At 59.6% G+C, this 24,345-nt stretch carries 23 protein-coding genes; 4 read left to right on the top strand and 19 right to left on the bottom strand.

Going from position 1 to position 24,345, the window contains the following annotated elements:
* Nucleotides 1-13: 13 nt before the first annotated feature.
* Nucleotides 14-541, bottom strand: a complete 528-nt coding sequence (locus tag AB4O41_RS24575; RefSeq protein WP_004371317.1) for a YceD family protein — start codon at nucleotides 539-541, stop codon at nucleotides 14-16.
* Nucleotides 542-646: 105 nt separating this feature from the next.
* Here AB4O41_RS24575 and AB4O41_RS24570 point away from each other — a divergent pair, with 105 nt between their 5' ends.
* Nucleotides 647-1,225, top strand: coding sequence for a Maf family protein (locus tag AB4O41_RS24570; protein ID WP_460145022.1), 579 nt, complete (start codon nucleotides 647-649; stop codon nucleotides 1,223-1,225).
* Nucleotides 1,226-1,286: 61 nt separating this feature from the next.
* Here the strand turns inward: AB4O41_RS24570 and sppA are convergent, their stop codons facing one another.
* The 3 genes from sppA to rluC are packed head-to-tail and all read right to left on the bottom strand — an operon-like array spanning nucleotide 1,287 to nucleotide 3,914.
* The gene (gene sppA / locus AB4O41_RS24565; RefSeq protein WP_460145021.1) at nucleotides 1,287-2,276 is read right to left on the bottom strand and encodes a signal peptide peptidase SppA; all 990 of its coding nucleotides are present in this window, start codon (nucleotides 2,274-2,276) and stop codon (nucleotides 1,287-1,289) included.
* Nucleotides 2,277-2,302: 26 nt separating this feature from the next.
* A complete protein-coding gene (locus AB4O41_RS24560) occupies nucleotides 2,303-2,965 on the bottom strand; it encodes an HAD-IA family hydrolase (protein WP_460145020.1) in 663 nt (220 codons plus the stop codon).
* Complete coding sequence (gene rluC, locus AB4O41_RS24555) at nucleotides 2,952-3,914, bottom strand: 23S rRNA pseudouridine(955/2504/2580) synthase RluC (protein ID WP_460145019.1); 963 nt, start codon at nucleotides 3,912-3,914, stop codon at nucleotides 2,952-2,954. The genes AB4O41_RS24560 and rluC overlap by 14 nt, the downstream gene beginning before the upstream one ends.
* Before the next feature lie 701 nt (nucleotides 3,915-4,615).
* Between rluC and rne the strand changes: the two genes are divergently transcribed.
* On the top strand, nucleotides 4,616-7,807 hold the full coding sequence (gene rne / locus AB4O41_RS24550) for a ribonuclease E (RefSeq protein WP_460145018.1): 3,192 nt from the start codon (nucleotides 4,616-4,618) through the stop codon (nucleotides 7,805-7,807).
* Between the two features lie 260 nt (nucleotides 7,808-8,067).
* Nucleotides 8,068-8,955 carry a LysR family transcriptional regulator gene (locus tag AB4O41_RS24545; protein ID WP_460145017.1) on the top strand — a complete coding sequence of 296 codons (888 nt, stop codon included), beginning with the start codon at nucleotides 8,068-8,070 and terminating at the stop codon, nucleotides 8,953-8,955.
* A gap of 26 nt (nucleotides 8,956-8,981) precedes the next feature.
* Here AB4O41_RS24545 and AB4O41_RS24540 read toward each other — a convergent pair whose 3' ends face one another.
* From AB4O41_RS24540 to AB4O41_RS24480, 13 genes are all read right to left on the bottom strand, one after another.
* Entirely contained in the window at nucleotides 8,982-9,899 is a 918-nt protein-coding gene (locus tag AB4O41_RS24540; RefSeq protein WP_460145016.1) for a DMT family transporter, read from the bottom strand.
* Between the two features lie 441 nt (nucleotides 9,900-10,340).
* A complete protein-coding gene (locus AB4O41_RS24535; RefSeq protein ID WP_460145015.1) occupies nucleotides 10,341-10,934 on the bottom strand; it encodes a nucleotidyltransferase family protein in 594 nt (197 codons plus the stop codon).
* Nucleotides 10,931-11,914, bottom strand: coding sequence for an XdhC family protein (locus AB4O41_RS24530; protein ID WP_460145014.1), 984 nt, complete (start codon nucleotides 11,912-11,914; stop codon nucleotides 10,931-10,933). The genes AB4O41_RS24535 and AB4O41_RS24530 overlap by 4 nt, the downstream gene beginning before the upstream one ends.
* Nucleotides 11,914-14,235, bottom strand: coding sequence for a xanthine dehydrogenase family protein molybdopterin-binding subunit (locus AB4O41_RS24525; protein ID WP_460145013.1), 2,322 nt, complete (start codon nucleotides 14,233-14,235; stop codon nucleotides 11,914-11,916). The genes AB4O41_RS24530 and AB4O41_RS24525 overlap by 1 nt, the downstream gene beginning before the upstream one ends.
* On the bottom strand, nucleotides 14,232-14,705 hold the full coding sequence (locus tag AB4O41_RS24520) for a (2Fe-2S)-binding protein (RefSeq protein WP_460145012.1): 474 nt from the start codon (nucleotides 14,703-14,705) through the stop codon (nucleotides 14,232-14,234). The genes AB4O41_RS24525 and AB4O41_RS24520 overlap by 4 nt, the downstream gene beginning before the upstream one ends.
* A gap of 237 nt (nucleotides 14,706-14,942) precedes the next feature.
* A complete protein-coding gene (gene murB, locus AB4O41_RS24515) occupies nucleotides 14,943-15,962 on the bottom strand; it encodes a UDP-N-acetylmuramate dehydrogenase (RefSeq protein ID WP_460145011.1) in 1,020 nt (339 codons plus the stop codon).
* Nucleotides 15,959-16,423, bottom strand: coding sequence for a low molecular weight protein-tyrosine-phosphatase (locus AB4O41_RS24510; protein ID WP_048395806.1), 465 nt, complete (start codon nucleotides 16,421-16,423; stop codon nucleotides 15,959-15,961). The genes murB and AB4O41_RS24510 overlap by 4 nt, the downstream gene beginning before the upstream one ends.
* A complete protein-coding gene (gene kdsB / locus AB4O41_RS24505) occupies nucleotides 16,423-17,187 on the bottom strand; it encodes a 3-deoxy-manno-octulosonate cytidylyltransferase (protein ID WP_460145010.1) in 765 nt (254 codons plus the stop codon). The genes AB4O41_RS24510 and kdsB overlap by 1 nt, the downstream gene beginning before the upstream one ends.
* The gene (locus AB4O41_RS24500) at nucleotides 17,184-17,369 is read right to left on the bottom strand and encodes a Trm112 family protein (protein ID WP_003174668.1); all 186 of its coding nucleotides are present in this window, start codon (nucleotides 17,367-17,369) and stop codon (nucleotides 17,184-17,186) included. The genes kdsB and AB4O41_RS24500 overlap by 4 nt, the downstream gene beginning before the upstream one ends.
* 25 nt (nucleotides 17,370-17,394) lie before the next feature.
* On the bottom strand, nucleotides 17,395-18,405 hold the full coding sequence (lpxK, locus tag AB4O41_RS24495) for a tetraacyldisaccharide 4'-kinase (RefSeq protein WP_460145009.1): 1,011 nt from the start codon (nucleotides 18,403-18,405) through the stop codon (nucleotides 17,395-17,397).
* Complete coding sequence (locus AB4O41_RS24490; protein WP_367372561.1) at nucleotides 18,405-18,833, bottom strand: ExbD/TolR family protein; 429 nt, start codon at nucleotides 18,831-18,833, stop codon at nucleotides 18,405-18,407. Before AB4O41_RS24490 ends, lpxK begins: the two co-directional genes overlap by 1 nt.
* Nucleotides 18,830-19,465 (bottom strand): MotA/TolQ/ExbB proton channel family protein, encoded by a 636-nt coding sequence (locus AB4O41_RS24485; RefSeq protein WP_008067747.1) that lies wholly within the window; start codon nucleotides 19,463-19,465, stop codon nucleotides 18,830-18,832. The genes AB4O41_RS24490 and AB4O41_RS24485 overlap by 4 nt, the downstream gene beginning before the upstream one ends.
* Nucleotides 19,466-19,561: 96 nt before the next feature.
* Nucleotides 19,562-21,796, bottom strand: a complete 2,235-nt coding sequence (locus AB4O41_RS24480) for a DNA internalization-related competence protein ComEC/Rec2 (RefSeq protein ID WP_460145008.1) — start codon at nucleotides 21,794-21,796, stop codon at nucleotides 19,562-19,564.
* A 136-nt stretch (nucleotides 21,797-21,932) separates the two neighbouring features.
* On the opposite strand from AB4O41_RS24480, the gene AB4O41_RS24475 reads away from it, so the two are divergent.
* Entirely contained in the window at nucleotides 21,933-22,448 is a 516-nt protein-coding gene (locus AB4O41_RS24475) for a DUF2062 domain-containing protein (protein ID WP_460145007.1), read from the top strand.
* 172 nt (nucleotides 22,449-22,620) lie between these two features.
* On the opposite strand, the gene AB4O41_RS24470 is transcribed toward AB4O41_RS24475, so the two are convergent.
* Nucleotides 22,621-23,400, bottom strand: a complete 780-nt coding sequence (locus AB4O41_RS24470; protein WP_007905224.1) for an ABC transporter permease — start codon at nucleotides 23,398-23,400, stop codon at nucleotides 22,621-22,623.
* On the bottom strand, nucleotides 23,397-24,329 hold the full coding sequence (locus AB4O41_RS24465) for an ABC transporter ATP-binding protein (RefSeq protein WP_095054241.1): 933 nt from the start codon (nucleotides 24,327-24,329) through the stop codon (nucleotides 23,397-23,399). Before AB4O41_RS24465 ends, AB4O41_RS24470 begins: the two co-directional genes overlap by 4 nt.
* Nucleotides 24,330-24,345 lie beyond the last annotated feature (16 nt).

The following is a 24,345-nucleotide window of genomic DNA, read 5'->3' as shown; positions in this document are numbered from 1 at the left end:
AATTGATTAACTCCTAAACGTTTGGGTCACGCTTTAACTGCGCCAATACACTGAACGGGTTGGACCGCGTTACCTCGTCCTCGCTCGGTTCGGGCTCATCGAGACCCGCCGGCTGCTGGCATTCTTCCGGATGATGAGCAGGCACAATGGGCAAGGCGAGCAGAAGCTCCTCCTCGATCAGTGACTGCAGATCCAAAGGATCTTCGCCCAGTTCCAGCACGTCATAACCTTTCGGCAACGACTGGGTATTCGCACCCTCCTTCACCACAGCATAACTGCATTCGCTATGGATCGGCAGGGTGACCAGCTCAAGACAACGCTGGCAAACCATTTTGACTTCGGTGTCGATAAAGCTGTGAATTACCACAGATTTACGTTCATCTCGTTCAAAAACGAATTTAGCCTGCACCGTACCGACAGTATCGGAAAGCGGGTCGCAGAGTCTCTCCAAATCGGCCAGCAGCAGTTCACCTTGAAGGGTGGTGCCACGGTCAGCCAATTTGCGCGGGTCAACGTGAGGTGGAATCGGGTCATTCAACATAGGCGCAGCATTATAGGGATGCCCCCAGCCATGTCAAAGGAAATTCAGCCCTGTCCGTCACTTGCAAGCTTCGCTAGAATTCGCCCCTGCTCTTTGGAGATGCGCATGCTGCCTTTATTACTCGCTTCAAGCTCGGCCTATCGCCGGGAATTACTGGCTCGCTTGCAGCTGCCGTTCACCTGCAGCTCGCCGGATATCGACGAAAGCCGTCGCCCCGACGAGTCAGCCGTCGAACTGGTAAAGCGCCTCGCCGAAGAAAAAGCCCGCGCACTTGCCGGCAGTCATCCAGCCCATCTGATCATCGGCTCGGATCAGGTTGCGGTACTCGGCGAGCAGATTATCGGCAAACCTCACACTTTCGAAAAGGCCCGCGAACAACTGCTGGCATCCAGCGGCGCCAGCGTGACCTTCCTGACCGGCCTGGCAGTGCTCAATAGCCAGACCGGCCACTGCCAGGTCGACTGCGTGCCCTTTACCGTACACATGCGCACACTCGACGCCGCACGCATCGAACGCTACCTGCGCGCCGAACAGCCCTATGACTGCGCTGGCAGCTTCAAGGCCGAAGGGTTGGGGGTGAGCCTGTTTCAAAGCACCGAAGGCCCTGACGCCACCAGCCTGATCGGCCTGCCGTTGATTCGCTTGATCGATATGCTGCTGGCTGAAGGTGTGCAGATACCCTGAAGATCTTTTGATCTGAAAAAAACCGGCCACGCAGGCCGGTTTTTTTTATGCAGCCAGACGATCAGCGCAGCGAAGGCCCCTGAAAGCCCATCCACATCGCCAAATGCTCAGCCACGCTGGCGCCGAGCTTTTTCGAGAAGCGATCGAATGGCGATTCCTCAACAGTGAAATCCACCAGCTCTTTCTCGCCGATCACATCACGCGCAACCGAACTGGCATTGCCCAGGCCATCGATCAAGCCCAGCGACAGCGCCTGCTCACCCGACCAGACCAGCCCGGAGAACAGCTCCGGATGATCTTTATCCTTCAGACGATCACCACGGCCCTTCTTGACGCTGCTGATGAACTGCTGATGAGTGGTATCGAGCACGCTCTGCCAGAACTGGGTTTCCGCAGGCTTCTGCGGCTGGAACGGATCGAGGAACGATTTGTGCTCGCCAGAGGTGTAGGTACGACGTTCGACGCCCAACTTTTCCATGGTCCCGACAAAACCGTAACCGGCCGCCGTCACACCGATGGAACCCACCAGGCTCGCCTTGTCGGCGTAGATCTGATCCGCCGCGCTAGCGATGTAATAGGCACCGGAAGCGCCCAGATCCGAGATCACAGCATAAACCTTGGTATCTGGATTCAAGCCGCGCAAACGACGGATCTCGTCGTAGACATAACCCGACTGCACCGGACTGCCGCCAGGGCTGTTGATCCGCAGAATCACACCCTTGACCTTCTTGTCCTCGAAGGCTGCACGCAGACTGCCGACGATATTGTCGGCACTGGCCGGTTCTTTGTCGGCAATCATGCCCGTTACATCGATCAGCGCCGTGTAGCCAGAGCCGAGGCTCGCGCCTTTCTCCATGCCTATCAACGGCGATAACAGAATCAACGCGCCGAGCAGGTACAAAAAAGTCAGCGATTTGAAGAATATCCCCCAGCGACGGGCCCGACGCTGCTCCTGCACACCCGCCAGCAGTGTTTTTTCCAGCAGCTTCCAGCTTTTCTCGTCACCGCTTTCTGCGCTCGCCTTGGCGGGCGCTTTCCATTCGTCGGTCATGCCATGCACCCCAGCAAAAAAACCAATTAAACCCGCTGACTCAGCCAGGCGTGCAACTCTGAAAAACGATCAATGGCCAGTCTCGGCTCAAACAGTTTCAAGGCGTCGATCGATTGAGCGCCATAGCTGACCGCCACTGAATCCATGCCCGCATTGCGCGCCATCTGCAGGTCGAACGACGAATCGCCGACCATCAGCGCCTGCTCCGGACGAACCTCGCAATGGGCGAGAATTTGCTCAAGCATCAGCGGATGGGGTTTGCTGGCGGTTTCGTCAGCAGCACGGGTGATATCGAAATAATTTTCCCAACCATGAGACCTCAGCACCCGATCCAGCCCACGACGAGCCTTGCCGGTCGCTACTGCCAGATGATACCCCTCGACACGAAACGCTTCGAGAGACTCGACAACACCCTCAAACAGCGGGGAAGGCACGGCCTCCGACGCAATGTAGTGATCCGCATAGTGCTGACGGAAGGCTATCAGCTCGGCGTCGCCAATCTCGGGATACAGCGTGCGAATCGCTTCCGGCAAGCCCAGACCGATAATGCCTTTGACGGCAAAATCATCACGCAACTGAAAACCGGACCGCTCGGATGCGACATGCATCGCCTCGACAATCCGACCAATGGAGTCAGCGAGCGTGCCGTCCCAATCGAAAATAAGCAGCTTGTAATCAGTAGGGCGCACTCAATCGCTCCACGGTTTTGGCCCACATCTCGTCGACCGGCGCCTGCAACTTGAGCTCACCACCATCAGGCAGCGGCACAGTCAGCATGTAGGCATGCAGAAACAGGCGCTTGCCGCCCAGATCACGAATCTCTTTGCTGAAACCTTCATCGCCGTACTTCGCATCACCAGCAATACAATGTCCGGCATGCAGAGTATGGACGCGAATCTGGTGAGTGCGGCCGGTGATCGGCTTGGCTTCGATCAGGGTAGCGAAGTCGCCAAAACGACGCAGGACCTTGAACACGGTCACAGACTCCTTGCCCTCCTCCTCGTCGACCTCGACCATGCGCTCGCCGGAACGCAGATTGCTCTTGCCGAGCGACGCCCGGACTTGCTTGATCGAGGCCGCCCAGTTGCCACGGACCAGCGCCATATAGCGCTTATCGACGCCATCGCCGCGCAATGCCGTGTGCAAGTGGCGCAACATGCTGCGCTTCTTGGCGATCATCAACAGGCCGGACGTATCACGATCGAGACGGTGAACCAGTTCGAGCTCTTTGCAATCGGGACGCAACTGACGAAAGGCTTCGATAACCCCGTAAGTCAGGCCGCTGCCGCCATGAACCGCGATGCCGCAAGGCTTGTTGATCACGATCAGCGCTTTGTCTTCGTAGACAATCGAGGCCTCGAGCCGCTGCAACAGACCCTGGGCCAGCGGCACAGGCTCATCGCGCTCAGGCACGCGAACCGGCGGCACGCGCACGATATCGCCCGCCTGCAGCTTGTATTCGGGCTTGATCCGACCTTTGTTCACCCGCACTTCGCCCTTGCGCAAAATGCGGTAAATCAAGGTCTTGGGCACGCCTTTGAGCCGAGCGAGAAGGAAGTTATCAATACGTTGGCCGGCATATTCCGGCGAGACCTCCAGCAGTTGTACGGCTGGGGTCGAAGGGGCAGTAGTCGTCATGGCGCGGATGATAACAATTTTTTATGGAATTGAAGCACTTAATCATTGCTGCTATAGTCGCGAACGCCGCCAAAAGCGGCCTGGACAGCGGAACCACGGTCAAAAACCGGCCCTGACCAACGCAATTCACCAGGACGCGAGGCCGTCCTACGGGGCTTTCGCTACGTAACGGTGGAGTTTGCAGTTGTAACAAGCGCAGGTGACATAAGGCCTGAATCATGCCGCAAAGCAGAGTTTTCACTCGCCTTCCGAGCAAATATTCACGGCCAGTTCACAAAGTGCAGTCAGCTTCGAACGACCCCGAGCGAACGCTTCGGAAACACCGCCTAAATTAGCCATGATGCGTGACCTCCCCTTTCGGAGCTCACGGTAAATGCCAACCCGCTGCGGATTCTGCGCGCGGCAGCACCCGAATTATCAGGGATACGTGTAGGGTGGAGATGCACAACCGCTGGACTGTGTAGCAATAGGCTTTATCAAGACGCTTCATCTCGTCCACAGCCGCCGGTTGATTCCTCCTCCTGACTGAGTGCTTAAGTAGCCACAGCAAGCAGGACGCGTACGTCGCGATGAAGGCCCACATTGGCCGGACTTCGCTGGACACGGGAATGGCCAACCACTCCCGACGCACCTGACACCGACCGTGAGAAGTCGTGTGTGCCGAACGCCGTTTCCGGCAGCCCGGAAACCGACGGTACTACATGAAAAGAATGCTGATTAACGCAACTCAACCCGAAGAGTTGCGTGTTGCACTGGTAGATGGCCAGCGCCTCTACGACCTGGACATCGAATCCGGTGCACGCGAGCAGAAGAAGGCCAACATCTATAAAGGCCGGATTACTCGCATCGAACCAAGCCTTGAGGCTGCCTTTGTCGATTTCGGCTCTGAGCGCCACGGCTTCCTGCCCCTCAAAGAAATCTCCCGCGAATACTTCAAGAAAGCCCCCGAAGGCCGCGTCAACATCAAGGACGTCCTGAGCGAAGGCCAGGAAGTCATCGTTCAGGTCGAAAAAGAAGAACGTGGCAACAAGGGCGCCGCCCTGACCACCTTCATCAGCCTGGCCGGTCGTTACCTGGTTCTGATGCCGAACAACCCGCGTGCCGGCGGTATCTCCCGTCGCATCGAAGGTGAAGAGCGCAACGAACTGCGTGAAGCCCTGAACGGTCTGGTTGCCCCGGCCGACATGGGTCTGATCGTTCGTACTGCCGGCCTTGGCCGCAGCAGCGAAGAAATGCAGTGGGACCTCGACTACCTGCTGCAACTCTGGACCGCCATCAAAGAAGCTTCGCTGGATCGTTCCGCGCCGTTCCTGATCTACCAGGAAAGCAACGTGATCATCCGCGCCATCCGCGATTACCTGCGCCAGGACATCGGCGAAGTGCTGATCGACAGCGTTGAAGCCCAGGACGAAGCCCTGACCTTCATCCGCCAGGTGATGCCGCAGTACGCCAGCAAAATCAAACTGTACGAAGACAGCGTTCCGCTGTTCAACCGTTTCCAGATCGAAAGCCAGATCGAAACCGCTTTCCAGCGCGTCGTCGAACTGCCTTCCGGCGGCTCCATCGTTATCGATCCGACCGAAGCCCTGGTGTCCATCGACATCAACTCGGCGCGCGCCACCAAAGGCAGCGACATCGAAGAAACCGCTCTGCAGACCAACCTTGAAGCTGCCGAAGAAATCGCCCGTCAGTTGCGCTTGCGCGACATCGGCGGCCTGATCGTCATCGACTTCATCGACATGACCCCTGCCAAGAACCAGCGCGCCGTGGAAGAGAAAGTCCGCGAATGCCTGGAAGCCGACCGCGCTCGCGTGCAAGTCGGTCGCATCTCGCGCTTCGGCCTGCTGGAAATGTCCCGTCAGCGCCTGCGTCCATCGCTGGGCGAAAGCAGCGGCATCGTCTGCCCGCGTTGCAACGGCACCGGCATCATCCGTGACGTTGAATCGCTGTCGCTGGCGATCCTGCGCCTGATCGAAGAAGAAGCCCTGAAAGACCGCACCGCCGAAGTTCGCGCACAAGTGCCGATTCCGGTTGCAGCTTTCCTGCTCAACGAAAAACGCAACTCGATCACCAAGATCGAACTGCGCACCCGTGCCCGCATCGTCATTCTGCCGAACGATCACCTCGAAACGCCGCACTTCGAAGTTCAGCGTCTGCGCGATGACAGCCCGGAAGCCGCAGTCGGCCAGTCCAGCTACGAAATCGCTGCTGCCGCTGCCGAAGTTGAAGAAGTCCAGCCAGCCGCTGCGACCCGCACCCTGGTTCGCCAGGAAGCCGCGGTCAAGACGGCTCCAGCCCGCGCCAACGCTCCGGTTCCGACCGAAGTCGTCGCCGCTCCCGTGGCCGCACCGGCTGTCGCTCCAGAGCCAAGCCTGTTCAAAGGCCTGGTGAAGTCGCTGGTCAGCCTGTTCGCCACCAAGGAAGAGCCTGCTGCGCCGGTTGTGGTTGAAAAGCCAGCTACCGAACGCCCTGCTCGCAACGAAGAGCGCCGTAACGGCCGTCAACAGAGCCGCAACCGTAACGGTCGCCGCGATGAAGAGCGCAAGCCTCGTGAGGAACGTGCACCGCGTGAAGAACGCGCACCACGTGAGCCACGCGAAGCCCGCGAAGCCCGCGAAGAAGCTCCAGTAGTTGCCCAGGAACGCGCTCCGCGTGAAGAGCGCGCACCACGCGCCCCTCGTGAAGAACGTGCACCGCGCGCCCCGCGTGAAGATCGCAAGCCACGTGGCGAGCGTGAAGAACGTCCGGTTCGTGAACTGCGCGAGCCTCTTGATGCTGCCCCGGCCGCTGCTGCTACTGCTGTCGCTGAAGAGCGTCCAGCCCGTCAGCCACGTGAAGAACGCGCTCCACGCCCACCGCGTGAAGAACGTCAGCCACGTACCGAGCCAGCCGCTGCTGCCGTTGCTGAAGAAGAGTTGACCACCAACGAAGAGCAACTGCAGGAAGACGGTCAGGAAGGCGCCGAAGGCGATCGTCCACGCCGCCGCTCCCGTGGCCAGCGTCGTCGCAGCAACCGTCGTGAGCGTCAACGCGATGCCAACGGCAACGTGATCGAAGGTTCGGAAGAGTCCGAATCGGCTGAAAACGCCGAAGCGCCAAGCGCTGCCGATCTGGCCGCCGGCCTGGCTGTTACCGCAGCCGTTGCCAGCTCCGTGATCAGCGCACCTGCTGAAGCACAAGCCAACGAGCAAGCTGAACGCGCCACTGCCGCCACGCAGGAAACCGCTCCGGTCCAAGCACCAGTCGTTGAAGCGACCACGCCAGTGGAAGTCACTGCTTCTCCGGAAATCGAAGTGGCACCGGTTCGTGAAGCCCAGCCTGAAGTTGAAGCTGCCGCTGAACCGGTAGTTGCTGCAGAGCCTGTGGTTGAAGCGCCGGCTGAACCGGTTCGTGAAGTTCGCGAAGAGCAGACCACGTTCAACTGGGTTGCCGAGCCACCGGTAGCGGTCGAAGCTCCAGCGCCAGTCGCTGAAGCCCCGGTTGCTGAAGCCATGGTCTCCGAGCCAGTGGTTGCTGCTGCCGAGCCTGCTCCAGCGGTTGTTGAAGCGCCAGTCGCTGCCGAAGAGGCTGCACCGGTGGTTGAAGCCGCCCCTGCCAGCGCTCTGACCCCAAGTGGCCGTGCGCCGAACGACCCGCGTGAAGTACGTCGTCGCAAGCGTGAAGAAGAGCGTCTGCAGAAGGAAGCCGAACTGGCCGCCACTGCTGCTCCGGCTGCTGCCGAGCCAGCACCGGTTGTTGCTGAAGTCGTCGAGGCAGCCCCTGCCCCGGCCGCTGAAGTCGCTGCCGAGCCGGTTGAATCCGCGATCGACGAAGCACCGCGCTCCGTTCAGGAAGCTGTAGAGCAACACGAGCAAGCCCAGGAAAAAGAGCACGAGCCTAAACCCCTCGTCTGATTCCATCGGCCACTAAAAAGCCCCGCCTGGTAATCCAGGCGGGGCTTTTTTTTGCTTATAGAAGTTGAAGCCTGTCGCTACCTGGCAACGGTTTATTGCCGAGGCGATTGCGTTCCTCACTAAACACCCGCTTAAATATTTGTAAGCACGTATTACGAAAGAGCCGCACAACATGCAGAATAGAGCGGTGCAGGGCTCAAAGCAGGTCCTGCCACGGCCCGAAAGACTTCGGCCCGTTATGGAGCAAAGAGTGCGTGACTATGGAAATTTCTGAACTGGACGCTTTCAAAGCGATTGTTGACTACGGCAGCGTCACACAGGCAGCGATCAGGTTAAACCGCGCTCAATCCAGTATTTCCTTCCGCATCAAGACACTCGAATCACGGCTCGATACCAAGCTGTTCGAACGCTCCGGCCGCGGTATCACGATGACGGCGCAAGGCAAGGAGCTCTATGCCTACGCTTCACAAATCCTCGAACTGGTTGCTCGCGCTCAAGCCAGCCTGAGCCAGACAAAAACCGAAACACGGGTGCGTTTGGGTGTCATCGAAAACCTCACTATTACTCGCCAGAACCTGTTGCAAAGCATCGTTGCCAATCCCGACGGGCTGGCGGTGGATGTCAGCATTGGTAATACACAGTCGCTGCTCAAGGATCTTGAGGCCGGCAAGCTCGACGCAGTGATTGTCGGCGCAGGCTTTGCACCTTCCCATTATCGCCGGGTAACGCTGTTCAACGATCCGCTGGCCTTGATCTACAGCGCAGCACACCCCGTCATCCAGGACCTGAAAGCGTTCAGTGGCCAAGTGTTCCTGGTCAACAGCCGGCGCAGCGCTTCGCAACGTAATCTCGACGAACTGTTTGTGATGGGCAATATCACTCCGGAAAAAATCATCGAGTGTGGCTCTTATCCGCTGTTGTTTTCTAATGTGATCAACGGCGTGGGCGTTGCCCTGGTGCCGTTGTCACTGGTTGATTCGTGTTGCCGCAGTGAACAGGTGCAAACGTATTTCCTGAGCGGTTCATATGCCTCGCTGACCACCGAATTCGTGTTTTTCGATCACCCTGGCAAACCAGCCCCCAGAGCGTTGGCGCAATGGGTGCTGGACTTCGAAAAACCGGCCGGCTTACCGCTGACGGCAGAGTAACGGGCCGGGCACCCGTCAGCAGTTAATCAAGCCGCCTCCGCGCGCAGTGCCACCGGTGCCTGCCTCTTAATGGAACAGAGGATCACCCCAAACACGATCAGCACCAGACTGACCAGATGATAGGCGTGCAGTTGCACGTCGAGGAACACGATGCTGAACAGCCCACCAGACAGTGGCACCAAGTGAGTGAAGATCTCACCACGGGTGGCACCGATTTCACCGATGCCTTTGCTCCAGAACAAGTACGACAGCCAGGACGGGAAAATCACCAGATACGCCAGGCCCAGCCACGGTGCAGCGCCCTGCCCCAGGTTGAACGTCAGATCAGGGTGCAACGCACAAATACCCAGGCTGAACGGAATCAGGCACAGCGCCCCTGCCACCGCGCAATACGTCACGAACGCATTGCCGGCGATGGTTTTGGGCTTTGTCCGCAAAAAGGAGCAATAGACAGCCCAACTGGCAGCCGAGGCCATGGTCCAGAAATCGCCTTTATTGAAGCCTTCCAGAAAGCTCAAATCGGACAGATGCCCCATCGTCACCAGCCAGAACACACCCACCGTACTGATGACCACCCCAAGCATGTTCGACCTGGAGATGAAATCACCGAAAACGAAACGGTTGAGGGCCAGTACCAGACATGGCGTGGCCGACAGGTAAATGGCCGCATTCAACGAACTGGTGTATTGCAAACCAATATATAAGGTCAGCGGAAATATAACCTGGCCACAGACCGCCAACATAACCAGGGTCAACCATGACTTACGGGCGACCGGTAAACTGGCGATCACGGCTTTATAGTTAATCAGCAGTAGTAAAGCGCTGGTAATCAGCCATCGAAGTTGCGACAGCAGCACCGGATCAACATCCACCACCATCAACTTTCCGACAACATAGTTACCGCCCCAGAACACGGCAGCGAGTGAAAGTAATAAGTACGGCATTGACGCCTCCGTTAGATTTTCTTAATTAACATGAAAGAGGCACCGTCGAACTCGACTTCACCTTGCAATGGAACAAGTCTTGATACACAGACGCCTGCAACACCTCTGTGATGGGCACCAACAACAGTGCCTGTGTCGCGCACCCGGACCAGTTCATCGACATAGACTCGGCAAGGCTCGGCTTCGACAGGCGAACGGTTGGCGACAATCAGTGAGTCACCCTATCGACGGCTGATAGTAATATCGCCGGCCGAGGTGAATGCAGTGAGTACGGACCGGATGTTCACCCCTACTGTAAACACCACACGCCACATGATCGTATGTCGGATAGAACCCGCTGAATAACGAGTTTTATATCTGGCACCCATCGATAAATACGAATGGGCGAAAGGAAGAGCCTATTACTCCGGGGAAGTGCGAATGCGATCCCGCTGACAACCGTTATTGAAAAACCAGCGCCTCGGGCACATCCACATCCCACAACACACCCGGATCCTCCACCGCCACCTCGACCACCCTCGCCTGCACGAACAGCGACTTGGCGCCGTGATCACCGGTCAACGCCATCAATCCCGGACCAAAACTTCGCCCGAATCCCACCGGGTGCCCATATTGCCCCTCATGCACCGGCACGCTGATGGCATCCTCGGCAATATTCGCAACAACCTGTTCAATGCTGGACGGCAGGATAAACGGCATATCCCCCAGCATGATCAGCCAGCCACCGAGTTGCGAGCACGCCGCCACACCCGCCGCAATGCTGTCGCCCAGGCCGGTCGACTCGATCCGCACAATCTCGCAACCATAGGCTTGAGCCATGCGAATCACTTGCGGGCGATCCGCCGTGGTCACCAATACACGCTTCTCAAGCGCAGCCGGTAGATTCACCAGCACCTGCTCGATCATCGAATGCACGGTGACGCCGTCACGACCCGTGCAGTCCACCAGCAGCTTGTCCTTATCGTCACCCGCAACCTGTCGAAACCGACTGCCCTGCCCCGCGGCCAGAACGATAACGCCAATGGAGTCGCTCATACGCCCTCCTGCAACGGCTTCTTCTGTTTCAGTTCGACGCCGTTCTTGATCGCCACAATTTCGGCCAGCAGCGACAAGGCGATTTCCGCCGGTGTATGGCTGCCGATGTGCAAACCGATCGGGCCGTGCAAGCGCTCGATGGCCTGTTGTGACAAGCCTAGCTTAGCCAGGTTATCCCGGCGCTTCTGGCTATTGACCCGCGAACCCAGCGCACCGACATAAAACGCCTTGGAGTCCAGGGCCGTGAGCAGCGCCATGTCATCCAGGCGCGGATCGTGGGTCAGCGCGACAATGGCCGTGCGCTCGTCGGTCTGGATGGTCAGCACCGCTTCGTCGGGCATGCCCGGGACGAAGCGACCGTGTTGCTCCTCCCAGCCATAGACGAACTCGGTGCGCGGATCGCAGATCAACACTTCGAAATCCAGCAGCCGCGCCATCTCGGCAACGTAGCGCGACAGTTGGCCGGCGCCGATCAGCAACAGCCGCCAGCGCGGACCATAAATGGCGCGCAGGGTGTGCCCGTCAAACACCAGCGCATCTGTCTTGTTCGCCGACTGCAAAAACACTTCACCGGTCGCAATATCCAGCGAGCGCGCAACGATTTCATGGGCCTCGCAGCGCGTCAGCAATTCGGCGACCCACGTCGGATCGCCGACGCGCTCCTCGGTCAGGCGCAATGTGCCGCCGCACGGCAAACCAAACCGCGCGGCCTCCTCCCGGGTGACGCCATAGGTAATCAATTGCACCGGCGGCCCATCGGCCGGAATACGGCCATCGTGCAGCCGGGCAATCAGGTCATCCTCGACGCAGCCACCGGACACCGAGCCAATCACCACGCCGTCTTCACGCAAGGCGAGCATGGCGCCAGGTGCCCGGGGCGCGGTGCCCCAGGTCTGGACCACGCTATACAACATCACCCGCTGACCGGCGCGACGCCATTCCAGCACGCTGCGCAGGACATTCAGGTCGACGCTATCCATCAGGCTTGCGCCTTCTGCCAGCCTTGCAGCTGATAGCGTACCGGCAGGTTACGGATGCGCTTGCCGGTGGCGGCGAAGATCGCGTTGCACAGCGCTGGCGCTATCGGCGGCACGCCCGGCTCACCGACTCCGCCCAACGGCACATCGCCCGGTGGCGTGACCAGATGCACGGCGACTTCCTTCGGCGCCAGCGACATGCGCGCCACCTCGTACATGTGGAAATTGTCCTGCTGTACCTTGCCGCCCTTGAAGCTGATTTCCCCCAGCACCGCGTTGCCCAGGCCCATCACGCAGGCACCTTCGAACTGCGAGCGAATCCGCTCAGGGTTGATCTGCGGGCCGCAATCCACGGCGATGTCGGCCTTGTGCACGATCAACGTCCCATCGTCTTTGACTTCCACTTCGATCACCGCCGCCACATAAGTGACAAAACTATAGTGCACCGCCAGGCCCAAGCCTCGACCCTTGGGCAACTCACGCCCCCAACCGGCCGCTTTGGCGGCGGTTTCCAGCACGGTGCGCATCCGTGCGGTATCGATTGGATAACGCTCAGGGGATTCACCGTAGTTCCACTCTTCACTCAAGGTGCGCGGATCGATCGATCTGTCCGGACCGAGCAGTTTGATCTGGTACTTGAGCGGATCATGGCCAGCCTTGTGGGCCAGTTCATCGACAAAGCTCTGAATCGCAAAGCCGTGGGGAATATTCGACACAGAGCGATACCAGCCAACCCGGGTATGGACCGTCGCTTCAGGGTTTTCCAGGCGCACGTTGGGGATCGCGTAAGCCATGTTGGTAAAGCCCATGCCCAGCTCGAAAGCCGCCTCATGGTTCATCCCCGGCGCGAACAGCGCGGTGATACTCGGCGCCACCGTACGGTGCAGCCAGCCGGACGGCAGGCCGTCCTTGTTCAGGCTGGCCTTCAGGTATTCGGCCGACACGGTGTGGAAATAGGAGTTGTGGATGTCGTCTTCACGGGTCCATTGCACCCGCACCGCCTTGCCCGGGAATTCCTTGGCCAGGATCGCCGCTTCAACGACAAAGTCCGGCTTGGATTTGCGACCGAAACCGCCGCCGAGCAAGGTGACGTTGAACGTGACGTTATCGAATGGAATGCCGAGGCGCTCGCCGATCCGTTCACGGGTGACTTGCGGGGCCTGACTTGGGGCCCACGCTTCGCACACGCCGTCCTTGAAGCGGGCGATGGCGACCATCGGCTCCATGGGCGATTGCGCCAGGTGCGGCAGGTAGTAAGAGGCTTCGAGGGTGCTGTCGGCGCTGCTCATGGCCTGGTCGATGCTGCCGGTATTGCGCACCACTTTGCCAGGTTTGAGGGACGCGGCTTCGAGCTCCTTGCGGTAGGCGATCGAGTCATAACTGGCGTTGGGGCCGTCATCCCACTGGATTTTCAGCGCTTCGCGGCCCTTGATCGCCGCCCAGGTATTGCTGGCCACCACGGCCACACCACCCAGAGGCTGAAACTCTGACGGCAATGGACGGCTTTCGATTTGCAGGACCTTGATCACGCCCGGGACTTTCATCGCGGCGCTGGCATCGAAGGATTTGACCTTGCCGCCGTAGACCGCTGGACGCGCGATGGTAGCGAATAGCATGCCCTCGAAATGCACATCGGCACCATAGACCGCACGACCATTGACGATGTCCGCACCGTCGATGGCCTTGGTGCCTTCCTTGCCAATGTAACGAAATTCCGAGGGTTGCTTGAGCCGCAGGCTGTCGCGGGCCGGCACCGCCAGTGCACTTGCAGCAGCGGCCAAGGCGCCGTAGCCCAGTTCACGACCGGTCGGTTGGTGAATGACTTTATGCAGTTGCGCATGGCACTCGCCGACCGGCACTTTCCACTGCGCGGCGGCGGCTTGCTCAAGCATGGTCCGCGCGGCAGCACCGCAACGGCGCATCGGCTCGTACCAGTGACGCATGCTGCGTGAACCATCGGTGTCCTGGTTGCCGAAACGCACTTCGTCGCCCGGCGCCTGTTGCACTTTGACCAGCGCCCAATCGGCCTCCAGTTCATCGGCCACTACCATGGTCAGGCTGGTGCGCACGCCCTGGCCCATTTCCGAACGGTTGCAAACCACGGTCACGCTGCCATCGGCGGAGATGCTGACGTAAACCTTAGGATCATCGATCCAGCCGTTGGGCATGCCGTCAGCGCCGAACTTCTTGTCTTTCTCGGCGGCAAGCGCGTCCTGCCAGCCCCAGCTTGCCGCCAGAACCAGCGCACTGGTGGCGCTCACGCCTTTGAGAAAACCACGGCGGCTGAGGTTGCTCAGCGCAAAGTCATTGGGTAACTGGCTCATGCCTTGGCCTCCTTCAGGTGAGTGGATGCCTGGCGGATGGCGGTCTTGATCCGGTTGTAGGTACCGCAACGGCAAATGTTGCCGACCATCGCCTCTTCAATCTGCTCGTCGCTGGGGTTCGGATTGGTTTTCAGCAATGCAGTGGCCGACATGATCTGCCCACCCTGACAGTACCCGCACTGAGCCACGGCGCTGTCGAGCCAGGCTTGCTGGACGATTTTGCCTATCGGGTCGTTATGCAGTTCATCTATGGTGGTGACGTTCTGGCCGTTCGCGGAACTGATAGGTGTGATGCACGCCCGAGCTGGTTGGCCGTCGATGTGAATCGTACAGGCACCGCACAGTCCCATTCCGCAGCCGAACTTTGTTCCCGGATGGCCGCCCGCGACATCTCGAATGGCCCAGAGCAGCGGCATCTCGTCAGGAACGTCCATTTTGTAGGGTTGACCGTTGAGAATCAGAGTAATCATGGGCACGCCCGCATAGTTATAGAGGTTATGGGGTCGAGCAATCTGCCGCGTGGGTTCCTTCACGCAGATCGACTCAGGCTAATGGGCTCTCTTATGCGGACGGCAACGTCTGCACCGGGCCTTTGGTGGAGCAAATGCTTGCATCGTTAGGTCGCTAAGTTAACTCAGCATTAACAAAAAAAGCCCTGCACATCTGAAGATGTGCAGGGCTTTGGAATCAGCCGTGAAAGCGTAGCCTCAATACCGATTGGGCTCCATTTCCAGGTCGACGTGGAAACGTTCTGAAATGTCTTTCTGAATGCGTTGCGCCAGATTCAACAATTGCAGGCCCGTTGCGGTGCCGTAGTTGACTAGCACCAGCGCCTGTAATTTATGCACACCGGCATCACCGTCGCGAAAGCCTTTCCAGCCGGCTCGTTCGATCAGCCAGCCCGCCGCCAGTTTCATTTGCCCGTCAGGTTGCGCGTAGGCCACCAAGTCCGGGTATTCAACTTTTAGCTGTGCGACCAATGCCGCTGGCACCAAGGGGTTCTTGAAGAAGCTGCCGGCATTGCCGAGCACCGCCGGGTCCGGGAGTTTTTCGTTGCGAATGCTGCAAATGGCCTGACTGACATCGGTAGGCGTCGGGTGATCGATGCCCAGCGACGTCAGGCGCTGGCGAACCGGACCGTATTCCAGATGCAGATGCGCGGTGCGCGTGAGGGTGAAACGCACCCGCAGGATCAACCAACGCCCCGGTTCCTGTTTGAACAAGCTGTCACGGTAGGCGAAGTTGCACTCGGCCAGCGTGAAGTCCCGCAGCTCGCCGGTCTGGCGATCAAGGGCGGTGAGGCCGGCAAACACGTCTTTTATCTCGACGCCGTAAGCGCCGATATTCTGCATCGGTGCCGCGCCCACAGTGCCGGGAATCAGGCTGAGGTTTTCCAGCCCCGACAAACCTTGCGCCAGGGTGTGTTGCACAAACGGATGCCACGGCTCGCCCGCCTCGGCTTCGATCACCACCTGGTTGCCGTCATCGCGCAGTAGGCGAATCCCCCGCGTGGCCATGCGCAGCACCAGTGCCTGGACATCAGCAGTCAGCAGCAAATTGCTGCCACCACCGATCACCAGCACGGGCACATCATGCTCCACCCCGTACGTCAGGGCTTCGCGCACGTCGGCATCGCTATGGGCCTCGGCAAACAGCCGGGCCTGAACATCCACGCCAAAGCTGTTGAACGGCTTGAGCGATACCAGCGGATGTACCTGCAAACTCATAACCGGCCCTTCAATTCGATTACCAGCAGATCGCTGGCGCGCTCGATCAGGTCCAGTACCTGTTCGAAACCCTGGTCGCTGTCGTGATAAGGATCCGGCACTTCATCGATTTCCGACTGGAAGCGACGCAGGAACAGGTCCAGCTCGGCCTTGCCCTTGGCCGGTTGCAGGGCCTTGAGATGACGCAGGTTGCTGTTGTCCATCGCCAGAATCAGGTCGTAGGTGGCGAAATCGGCGCGGCTGACTTGCTGAGCGCGCTGGGCGGACAGGTCGTAGCCGCGCAGTTTCGCCGCGGCCTGGCTGCGCTTGTCCGGGGGCTTGCCGACGTGCCAGTCACCGGTGCCCGCGGAAGCCACCTCGACTTGATCGGCCAGCCCCGCCTCACGCAGTTTGTGCCGCAATACGCCTTCGGCCGTGGGGGAACGGCAGATATTGCCCAGGCAGACGAACAGAACCCGCATCAGGCCTCCAGCAAGCGGCGAACGCGCTCGAGGTCTTCAATGGTATCGACGCCGGTGGGCGGCGCGATCAGCGCATCGGCAACGTGAATCCGTACACCGTGCCAGAGCGCCCGCAGTTGCTCCAGAGACTCGGTGTTTTCCAGCCAGCACGGGCCCCAGGTGACGAAGTCCTGCAGGAAACCGGCGCGATAAGCATAAATGCCGATGTGGCGGCGATACGGCACACCTTCCGGCAATTGCTCGCGGCTCTTGACGAACGCGTCGCGAGCCCATGGCAAGGTGGCACGACTGAACGTCAGCGCCAGGCCATTGAGGTCGCTGACCACCTTGACCACGTTGGGATTGAACAGGGTTTCCACATCTTCGATCGGCTCGGCCAGGGTGGCCATGCGCGCTTCGGTGTGGGCAGCCAGGTTAGCGGCGACCTGATCGATCACACTCGGCGGAATCAATGGCTCGTCGCCCTGAACGTTGACCACGATAGCGTCCGGAGCCAGGCCCAGTTTCGCCGCGACTTCGGCCAGTCGGTCAGTGCCGGAGTTATGGTCTTCGCGAGTCAGCACCACTTCGGCACCAAAGCTTTTGCAGGCCTCGACAATGCGCGCATCGTCAGTGGCAACGACCACTCGCTGGGCACTGCTTTTGCTCGCCTGTTCCCAGACGTGCTGGATCATCGGCTTGCCGGCGATCAGCAGCAGGGGTTTGCCCGGCAGACGGGTGGAGGCATAGCGCGATGGAATGACAACGGTAAAGGCTGTGGTCATTTATCCAGACGCTCGTCAGTGGTCAGGGTGCGTGCTTCACTTTCGAGCATCACCGGGATGCCGTCGCGAATCGGGTATGCGAGGCCAGCGCCCTTGCTGATCAGCTCGGTTTTGTCGGCGCTGAGCTTGAGCGGACCTTTGCAGATCGGGCAAGCGAGAATATCGAGCAATTTGGTGTCCATGAACATTCCCTGGATAGAAACGGAGTTAAGGCAAAAGACGAGCCGGCAACAGGCGTATCAGCTGCGTATCGAACCAGGCCACGAAGGCCGGCGATGGCACAGCATCGACCGCCAGGTACCACCAATCGGCGGCGGCGAAGGCACGGCACTTCACCGCGTCCTTTTCCGTCATCACCACGGGCAATGACGGTGTGAAATTCAAGGCCTGCATGCTGTACTCGGCGTGGTCGGCAAATGCATGCGGCACTGGCCGCCAGTGTAGCGTTTCGAGGGTCGTGAAGAAACGCTGGGGATTGCCAATCCCGGCGACGGCGTGAAGGGCCTGGCCTGCGGTGAAGTGGTCGAGAGGCCGTCGTTCGCCGCTTTGCAGATTGACCAGCGCGGTGGGTTGCAGCTGGAAGGCAAAACCGTCGATGCGGTCAGCCGCGGCGCCGTTATAAAGCACCGCATCGACGCTTTGCAGACGCTCGATCGGTTCGCGCAACGGCCCGACCGGCAGGCAACGCTGGTTGCCCAGGCCCCGGGCGGCATCGATCAGCACCAGTTCCAGGTGCCGGGCCAGCCGATAATGTTGCATGCCGTCGTCGGAGAGAATCAGGTCCAACGGCTCACTCGCCAGCAAGGCTTTGACCGCGCGGCTGCGATCCGGGTCGATCATCAGCGGCACGCCGGTGCGCTGAACGATCAACAACGGTTCATCGCCCGCCACGTCCGCGCGTTGATCCGCCTTGACCCGCCACGGCAATTGCGCAGGTTTGGCGCCGTAACCACGGCTGACCACACCGACCCGCAGCCCGCTGCGCTGGCAATGCTCGATCATCCACAGAATCAACGGTGTCTTGCCGGTGCCACCTACCGTGATGTTGCCGACCACGATCAGCGGCACCGGCGGCTGATAGATCTCGCCTTCACCCGCCAGAAAGCGTTTGCGCTTGCCGGTGACCACGCGCCGATACAGCCATTCCAGAGGCTGCAACAGCTTCAGCGCCGGATGGCCTTCGTACCACGCAGCGAGCAATCGATCGGACATGGCCATCAGGACGCCGGCGCCGCCTCGACAGTGGTCATGCGCAAGTGACTGAAGCCGAGCTTGCCGGCAGCGTCCATCGCAGTGATGACGGACTGGTGGGGGGTCTTGCCATCGGCACTGATGGACAATGGCAAGTTAGTGTCGCCATTGGATTCTTTCTGCAGCGCTTCCATCAGGCTGGTCAGGTCATTCTTCGGCAACAACTGGTTGTTCACGGAGAACGCACCTTCGGCGCTGATGGCGATGTCCAGTTGCTTGGCCTGCTGGTCCTCGGCCGGGGAACCGCTGACGGCTTCCGGCAAGTCGACGCGCAGCTGGGTTTCACGGGTGAAGGTGGTGGTCACAACGAAAAACAGCAGCAGGATAAACACCACGTCGATCAACGACGCGAGGTTGATGTCTATCGTTTCCCGTGGTTTACGACGGAATTTCACGCTTTGCCCTCAGCCAGATCCACGTCGCGGTCACCCTGCACTACCTCGACCAGCTTGATCGCTTCCTGCTCCATGCCCACCACCAGTTCATCGATCCGGCGTTGCAGGAAACGGTGGAAGAACACGGCCGGGATGCCGACCATCAGGCCCGCGGCGGTGGTGATCAGCGCCTTGGAAATACCACCGGCCAGGACCGAGGCGTTGGTGCCCATGCCCGTGCCCATGAACGCACTGAAAATATCGATCATGCCCAGTACGGTACCCAGCAACCCCAGCAATGGGGCCATGGCGGCAATGGTGCCCAGCGCATTGATGTAGCGCTCGAGCTCATGAATCACCCGCGCTGCAGCCTCTTCGATGCACTCTTTCATGATCTCGCGACCATGCCTGGAGTTCGCCAGACCGGCGGCCAGGATCTCGCCCAACGGAGAGTTGGCGCGTAGCTCCTTGAGTTTTTCTTTATTGAGTTGTTTGTCCTTGATCCAGACCCAGACCTGCCCGAGCAAATGCTCCGGGGTTACGCGGCTGGCACGCAGCGTCCACAGACGCTCGGCGACGATCGCCATGGCAGCGATGGAACTCAGAATGATCGGCAGCATCATCCAGCCGCCGGATTTGACCAATTCCCACACAGTGACAGTCCCCTCGAAAAGTGCGCCACTCTAACATAGGGGGTGGACGCACCGAAGACCGGGATGTCGCATCCGGTCGGGCTTCGATAGTTCGGGTTACTGGCTGGATAGTGGCGGACCGCGCCAGAAGCGCCGTTCTTGAAGCATCGTCCACGGAGGCTTGAAGCGTCCCAGTTGCAGACGAATGGCACCTTGTTCGGCGCTGTCATAGATCACCACACCGCGCTTTTGATACCGCGCCACGACCGTGGGATGGGGATGACCGAAAGAATTGCCGTTACCACGGGAGATCAACACCGCTTTAGGTTGCAAGGCGCTGAGCAATGCCATCGAAGACGAACTGCGACTGCCATGGTGCGGGGCCTGCAACCAATCCGTCGGCACCGCCAATGGACCGTCGAGCAGCACACGTTCGGCTGCGGCATCGATATCGCCGGTCAGCAGCAATCGCTCGCCATTGGCTTCGATCTGCAACACGCAGGATTTCTGATTGCTGTCGCTGGCCGATGACCACTGCCAGAGTTGAAACTTCACGCCGTCCCAAGTCCATTGCTGACCGCTCTCGCAGCCCTCGGCGTGCAATTCGTCTGGCAGGGCCAGATGATCGCCACTCAGTACTTGCTTCACCGGTATTGCGCTGGCAATTGCTCGCGCACCGCCGGCGTGATCGGCATCGGCGTGGCTGATCAGCATCAGATCGAGCCCGTTCACGCCCAGTTTGCGCAATGACGGCAGCACCACCCGCTCACCCAGGTCGATATCGCCGAACCGTGGCCCGGCGTCATACAGCAAGGTGTGATGGCGGGTACGCACGAGGATTGCCAAACCCTGACCGACATCCAGCTGCCAAACCTCGGCCATGCCTTCGGGTAACGTGTGCCGGGGCGCAAAAACCAGTAACAGCAACATCGGCCAGCCCAACGGGCGCAATGGCACGCCTCGCGGAAATAACAGCAAAAAGGCCCCCAACATGCCGAGCGCCCATACCCACAACGGGACCGCCACCGGCACCCACGCGGGCAATTGCCCGGCGATCAACGCCAATCCCTTGAACAAAAGATCGATCAGACCGCCGGCCAACCACAGCAATCCTTCGCCCACATAAGGAACGGGCAACAACACCGTCCCAAGCAGAGCCGGCGGCAGGACCACCAGGCTGACCCAAGGCACCGCCAGCAAATTGGCCAGCGGCCCGCTGAGACTGATCGGCAACCCCAGCACCAACAGCAGCGGGCACAGACCGATCGCGATCAGCCATTGGGCGCGGGTCCAGGTTTGCCACCAGCGCCACGCCCCCAATCGGCCGCCAAAAGTGAAAATCAGCACCGCGACCGCCGCAAAGGACAACCAGAAACCCGGTTGCAGGCTCGCCAGCGGATCCAGCAGCAAAACACCGTCAAGCGCCAGCAACAGCGGCCACCATGCGCCGAGGTGACGAAACCGTAGTCGCCACAACAGCACCAGACCGATCATCAGGCAGGCCCGCCGCACCGGCACTTCGAAGCCGGCCAGCAGCCCATAACCGAGCGCCGCCGCGAACGCCAGTCCGCACGCCCATGGCAGCCACGGCAAACGCTTGGGCCATAAGCCGTAACGCGCCAACCCGGCAATCAGCAGATACACCACTCCCGCCAGCAAACCGATGTGCTGCCCGGAAATCACCAACAAATGCACGGTGCCGGTGTTTTGCAGCACCTGCCAGTCCTCACGACTCAGCCCGGCGCCATCCCCCAGCACCAACGCCGTCAGCGCCCCCGTTCGCCCTTGGGCATCCACGGCCTGCAAACGCTGACGGATGCTGTCACGCCAGGCCCACTGCGCTTCCATCCGTCGCTGGCCATCTTTGACGGTGCCGGTGGCGCCGATGTGCCGGGCCAGTAACCAGGCGTCGTAATCGAACGCATGCGGGTTGAGCAACCCGACAGGACGCTTCAATTTGACCGCCAGCCGCCAATGCTCGCCGCTGTTGACGGGCGGCCCGCCATACCAGGCCAGACGCAGGTGCCGAGGCAGTCTGGTGCGACGCGACTGACTGTCCGTCAGTTCGAAACGCACTACGCCCTCGGCCTGCTGCGGCAACCCGGTCACACGACCTTCAACCCAGCGAGTCTCGCCATCAAGATTCAGCGCCAAGCGATCATTCAGCGCCCACTGTGCATTCGCGCCCGCCCAACTGAAACCGAACAGAAAAAATGCCAGGGGAAAGGTGCGAAACGGCAGCAACATCAAACCCACTACCGGCAACAACAGCCACAACCCCGCCGGCGGTAATACCGGTAAAAAACGCAGGGCCAGCAGACCCAACGCCAGCGCCATCATCCCTGTGCGCATAAGCCCGTCCTTGAGAGTCCCCGCCCTAGGCTTAGCTGGTCCGTCGCACGTCCGTCGTTATCAATTGTCACAAAGTCTGAATGGGCGGTTCGTAGAATCCAGACATACTTGCCGCCTTAACCGACCGAGAAGCCTTATGCCCCGGCGCTTATTCAAACGTTACATGCCAGACCCGACCAGCATCAGGGAACACAAATCCTTACGCTTTCTCGGCACCCTGCTGCATGACCCGAACCTCTGGCACCTCAATCGCCACTCCGTCGCACGGGCTATGGCGGTCGGTTTGTTCGCGGCGTTCCTGCCCATCCCGTTGCAGATGCTGTTGGCGGCCATCCTTGCGATTGTGGTGCGCGGCAACATGCCGATTGCCGTCAGCCTGGTCTGGCTGACCAACCCGATTACCATGCCGGCGGTGTTCTTCTGCACTTACCAGACCGGTGCCTGGTTGATGGATGTTCCCGCCCGCGGTCTGCCGGATGAGTTGACCTGGGAATGGATCAGCGGCGAACTCTCGACGCTGTGGCAACCGTTTTTGCTTGGCTCGGTGGTGACGGGGCTGGTGCTGGGAGCTCTCGCCTATTGCCTGACCATGATGTACTGGCGCTGGTGGGTTGGGCGGCAGTGGAAGCGGCGTAAGCAAAGTCGGATGTGAGAAAGCAAAACGGCCTCCACTTGGGAGGCCGTTTCTTTTTGTGGTGTTTGTGCTGACGCCTTCGCGAGCAAGCCCGCTCCCACATTAATTCGCGGGCGTTCACAAATAATGTGTTCGCAGCAGATCCAGTGTGGGAGCCGGCTTGCTCGCGAAGCAGGCGACTCGGTCTTCCTTAGGTACGCATCCCGCGACCACTCACCAGCAGCCGCGCACAACCGATGTACAGCACAACGGTCGCAATGAGCATGAAGGTGATCGCCACGCTGATCTTGATATCCGACACACCAAGGATGCCATAACGGAAAGCGTTGACCATGTGCAGCACCGGGTTGGCCAGCGACACGGTCTGCCAGAACGGTGGCAACAAACTGATCGAGTAGAACACTCCGCCCAGATACGTCAACGGCGTCAGCACGAACGTCGGGATAATCGAAATATCATCGAAGTTCCGCGCAAATACCGCGTTGATGAAACCCAGTAGCGAGAAGATCGTCGCCGTCAGCACCACCACCAGAACGGTCACGCCCAGGTGATGAACCTGCAATTGAGTGAAGAACAGCGACAGCAAAGTCACGATGATCCCGACCATCAACCCGCGCAGCACGCCGCCCAGGGTGTAGCCGATCAGAATCGTATGCGGCGACACCGGCGACACCATCAATTCTTCGATGGAACGCTGGAACTTGCTGCCAAAAAAGCTCGACACCACGTTGCCGTAGGAGTTGGTGATCACCGACATCATGATCAGCCCCGGCACGATGTACTCCATGTAAGTGAAGCCACCCATGTCGCCGATCTGCCGACCGATCAGGTTGCCGAAAATCACGAAGTACAAAACCATGGTGATGGCCGGCGGCAGCAGGGTCTGTGGCCAGATCCGGGTGAAGCGCTTGACCTCACGGTAAACGATGGTATTGAGGGCAACGAGGTTGGGTTGCAGCTCGGAACTCATACCGCCACCTTCGACAGATTCTTCTCCACCAGGGACACGAACAACTCCTCGAGGCGATTGGTTTTGTTACGCAGGCTCAACACTTCAATGTTCTGCTGCGCCAATTGGGTGAACAGCGCGGTAATGCCCATGGCCTTGTCGACCTGGACTTCCAGGGTATGACTGTCGATCAGTCTCGTCGGGTAACCGAGCAACTGCGGGGCCACTTGCAAGGTGTTCTTCATATCCAGCAGGAAGGTTTCAACATGCAGTTGGCTGAGCAACTGTTTCATGCTGGTGTTCTCGACAATAGTGCCGTGGTCGATGATGCCGATGTTGCGGCACAACTGCTCAGCCTCTTCCAGATAGTGCGTGGTGAGGATGATGGTGATGCCTTTCTTGTTCAGTTCGGTGAGGAACGTCCACATCGAACGACGCAGTTCGATGTCCACCCCCGCCGTCGGTTCGTCGAGGATCAGCAGACGCGGTTCGTGAACCAGCGCACGGGCGATCATCAGTCGGCGCTTCATGCCACCGGACAGGGAGCGCGACGGCACATCGCGTTTGTCCCACAAACCCAATTGGGTCAGGTACTGCTCGGCGCGTTCCTTGGCGATTTTCGGCGGGATGCCGTAGTAACCGGCCTGGGTCACGACGATGTCGAAGGTTTTTTCGAATTGGTTGAAGTTGAATTCCTGGGGCACCACACCAATGCAACGCTTGAGCGCCGCTGGTTCCTTGTCCAGGTCATGACCAAAGATATTCACCGTTCCGCTGGTCTTGTTCACCAGAGTCGAGAGAATGCCGATGGTCGTGGATTTACCGGCGCCGTTGGGGCCGAGCAAGGCGAAAAAGTCACCTTCGGCGACGTCCAGATCGATACCACTCAAGGCCTGGAAACCGTTGCCGTAGGTTTTGGTTAGCTGCCGGATGGACAGAGCGGAACTCATATCGGATTTACGCACC

It is taken from the genome of Pseudomonas sp. S2_A02, assembly GCF_054668495.1.
The sequence above is the reverse complement of the archived record's forward strand: the minus strand, read 5'-3'. Positions and strand labels throughout refer to the sequence as shown.

Excerpts from the sequence above, each read along its gene's own strand:
- AB4O41_RS24575 (WP_004371317.1), bottom strand. The coding sequence starts at position 541 with ATGTTGAATGACCCGATTCCACCTCACGTTGACCCGCGCAAATTGGCT.
- AB4O41_RS24570 (WP_460145022.1), top strand. The coding sequence starts at position 647 with ATGCTGCCTTTATTACTCGCTTCAAGCTCGGCCTATCGCCGGGAATTA.
- sppA (WP_460145021.1), bottom strand. The coding sequence starts at position 2,276 with ATGACCGACGAATGGAAAGCGCCCGCCAAGGCGAGCGCAGAAAGCGGT.
- rluC (WP_460145019.1), bottom strand. The coding sequence starts at position 3,914 with ATGACGACTACTGCCCCTTCGACCCCAGCCGTACAACTGCTGGAGGTC.
- rne (WP_460145018.1), top strand. The coding sequence starts at position 4,616 with ATGAAAAGAATGCTGATTAACGCAACTCAACCCGAAGAGTTGCGTGTT.
- AB4O41_RS24545 (WP_460145017.1), top strand. The coding sequence starts at position 8,068 with ATGGAAATTTCTGAACTGGACGCTTTCAAAGCGATTGTTGACTACGGC.
- AB4O41_RS24540 (WP_460145016.1), bottom strand. The coding sequence starts at position 9,899 with ATGCCGTACTTATTACTTTCACTCGCTGCCGTGTTCTGGGGCGGTAAC.
- AB4O41_RS24535 (WP_460145015.1), bottom strand. The coding sequence starts at position 10,934 with ATGAGCGACTCCATTGGCGTTATCGTTCTGGCCGCGGGGCAGGGCAGT.
- AB4O41_RS24530 (WP_460145014.1), bottom strand. The coding sequence starts at position 11,914 with ATGGATAGCGTCGACCTGAATGTCCTGCGCAGCGTGCTGGAATGGCGT.
- AB4O41_RS24525 (WP_460145013.1), bottom strand. The coding sequence starts at position 14,235 with ATGAGCCAGTTACCCAATGACTTTGCGCTGAGCAACCTCAGCCGCCGT.
- AB4O41_RS24520 (WP_460145012.1), bottom strand. The coding sequence starts at position 14,705 with ATGATTACTCTGATTCTCAACGGTCAACCCTACAAAATGGACGTTCCT.
- murB (WP_460145011.1), bottom strand. The coding sequence starts at position 15,962 with ATGAGTTTGCAGGTACATCCGCTGGTATCGCTCAAGCCGTTCAACAGC.
- AB4O41_RS24510 (WP_048395806.1), bottom strand. The coding sequence starts at position 16,423 with ATGCGGGTTCTGTTCGTCTGCCTGGGCAATATCTGCCGTTCCCCCACG.
- kdsB (WP_460145010.1), bottom strand. The coding sequence starts at position 17,187 with ATGACCACAGCCTTTACCGTTGTCATTCCATCGCGCTATGCCTCCACC.
- AB4O41_RS24500 (WP_003174668.1), bottom strand. The coding sequence starts at position 17,369 with ATGGACACCAAATTGCTCGATATTCTCGCTTGCCCGATCTGCAAAGGT.
- lpxK (WP_460145009.1), bottom strand. The coding sequence starts at position 18,405 with ATGGCCATGTCCGATCGATTGCTCGCTGCGTGGTACGAAGGCCATCCG.
- AB4O41_RS24480 (WP_460145008.1), bottom strand. The coding sequence starts at position 21,796 with ATGCGCACAGGGATGATGGCGCTGGCGTTGGGTCTGCTGGCCCTGCGT.
- AB4O41_RS24475 (WP_460145007.1), top strand. The coding sequence starts at position 21,933 with ATGCCCCGGCGCTTATTCAAACGTTACATGCCAGACCCGACCAGCATC.
- AB4O41_RS24470 (WP_007905224.1), bottom strand. The coding sequence starts at position 23,400 with ATGAGTTCCGAGCTGCAACCCAACCTCGTTGCCCTCAATACCATCGTT.
- AB4O41_RS24465 (WP_095054241.1), bottom strand. The coding sequence starts at position 24,329 with ATGAGTTCCGCTCTGTCCATCCGGCAGCTAACCAAAACCTACGGCAAC.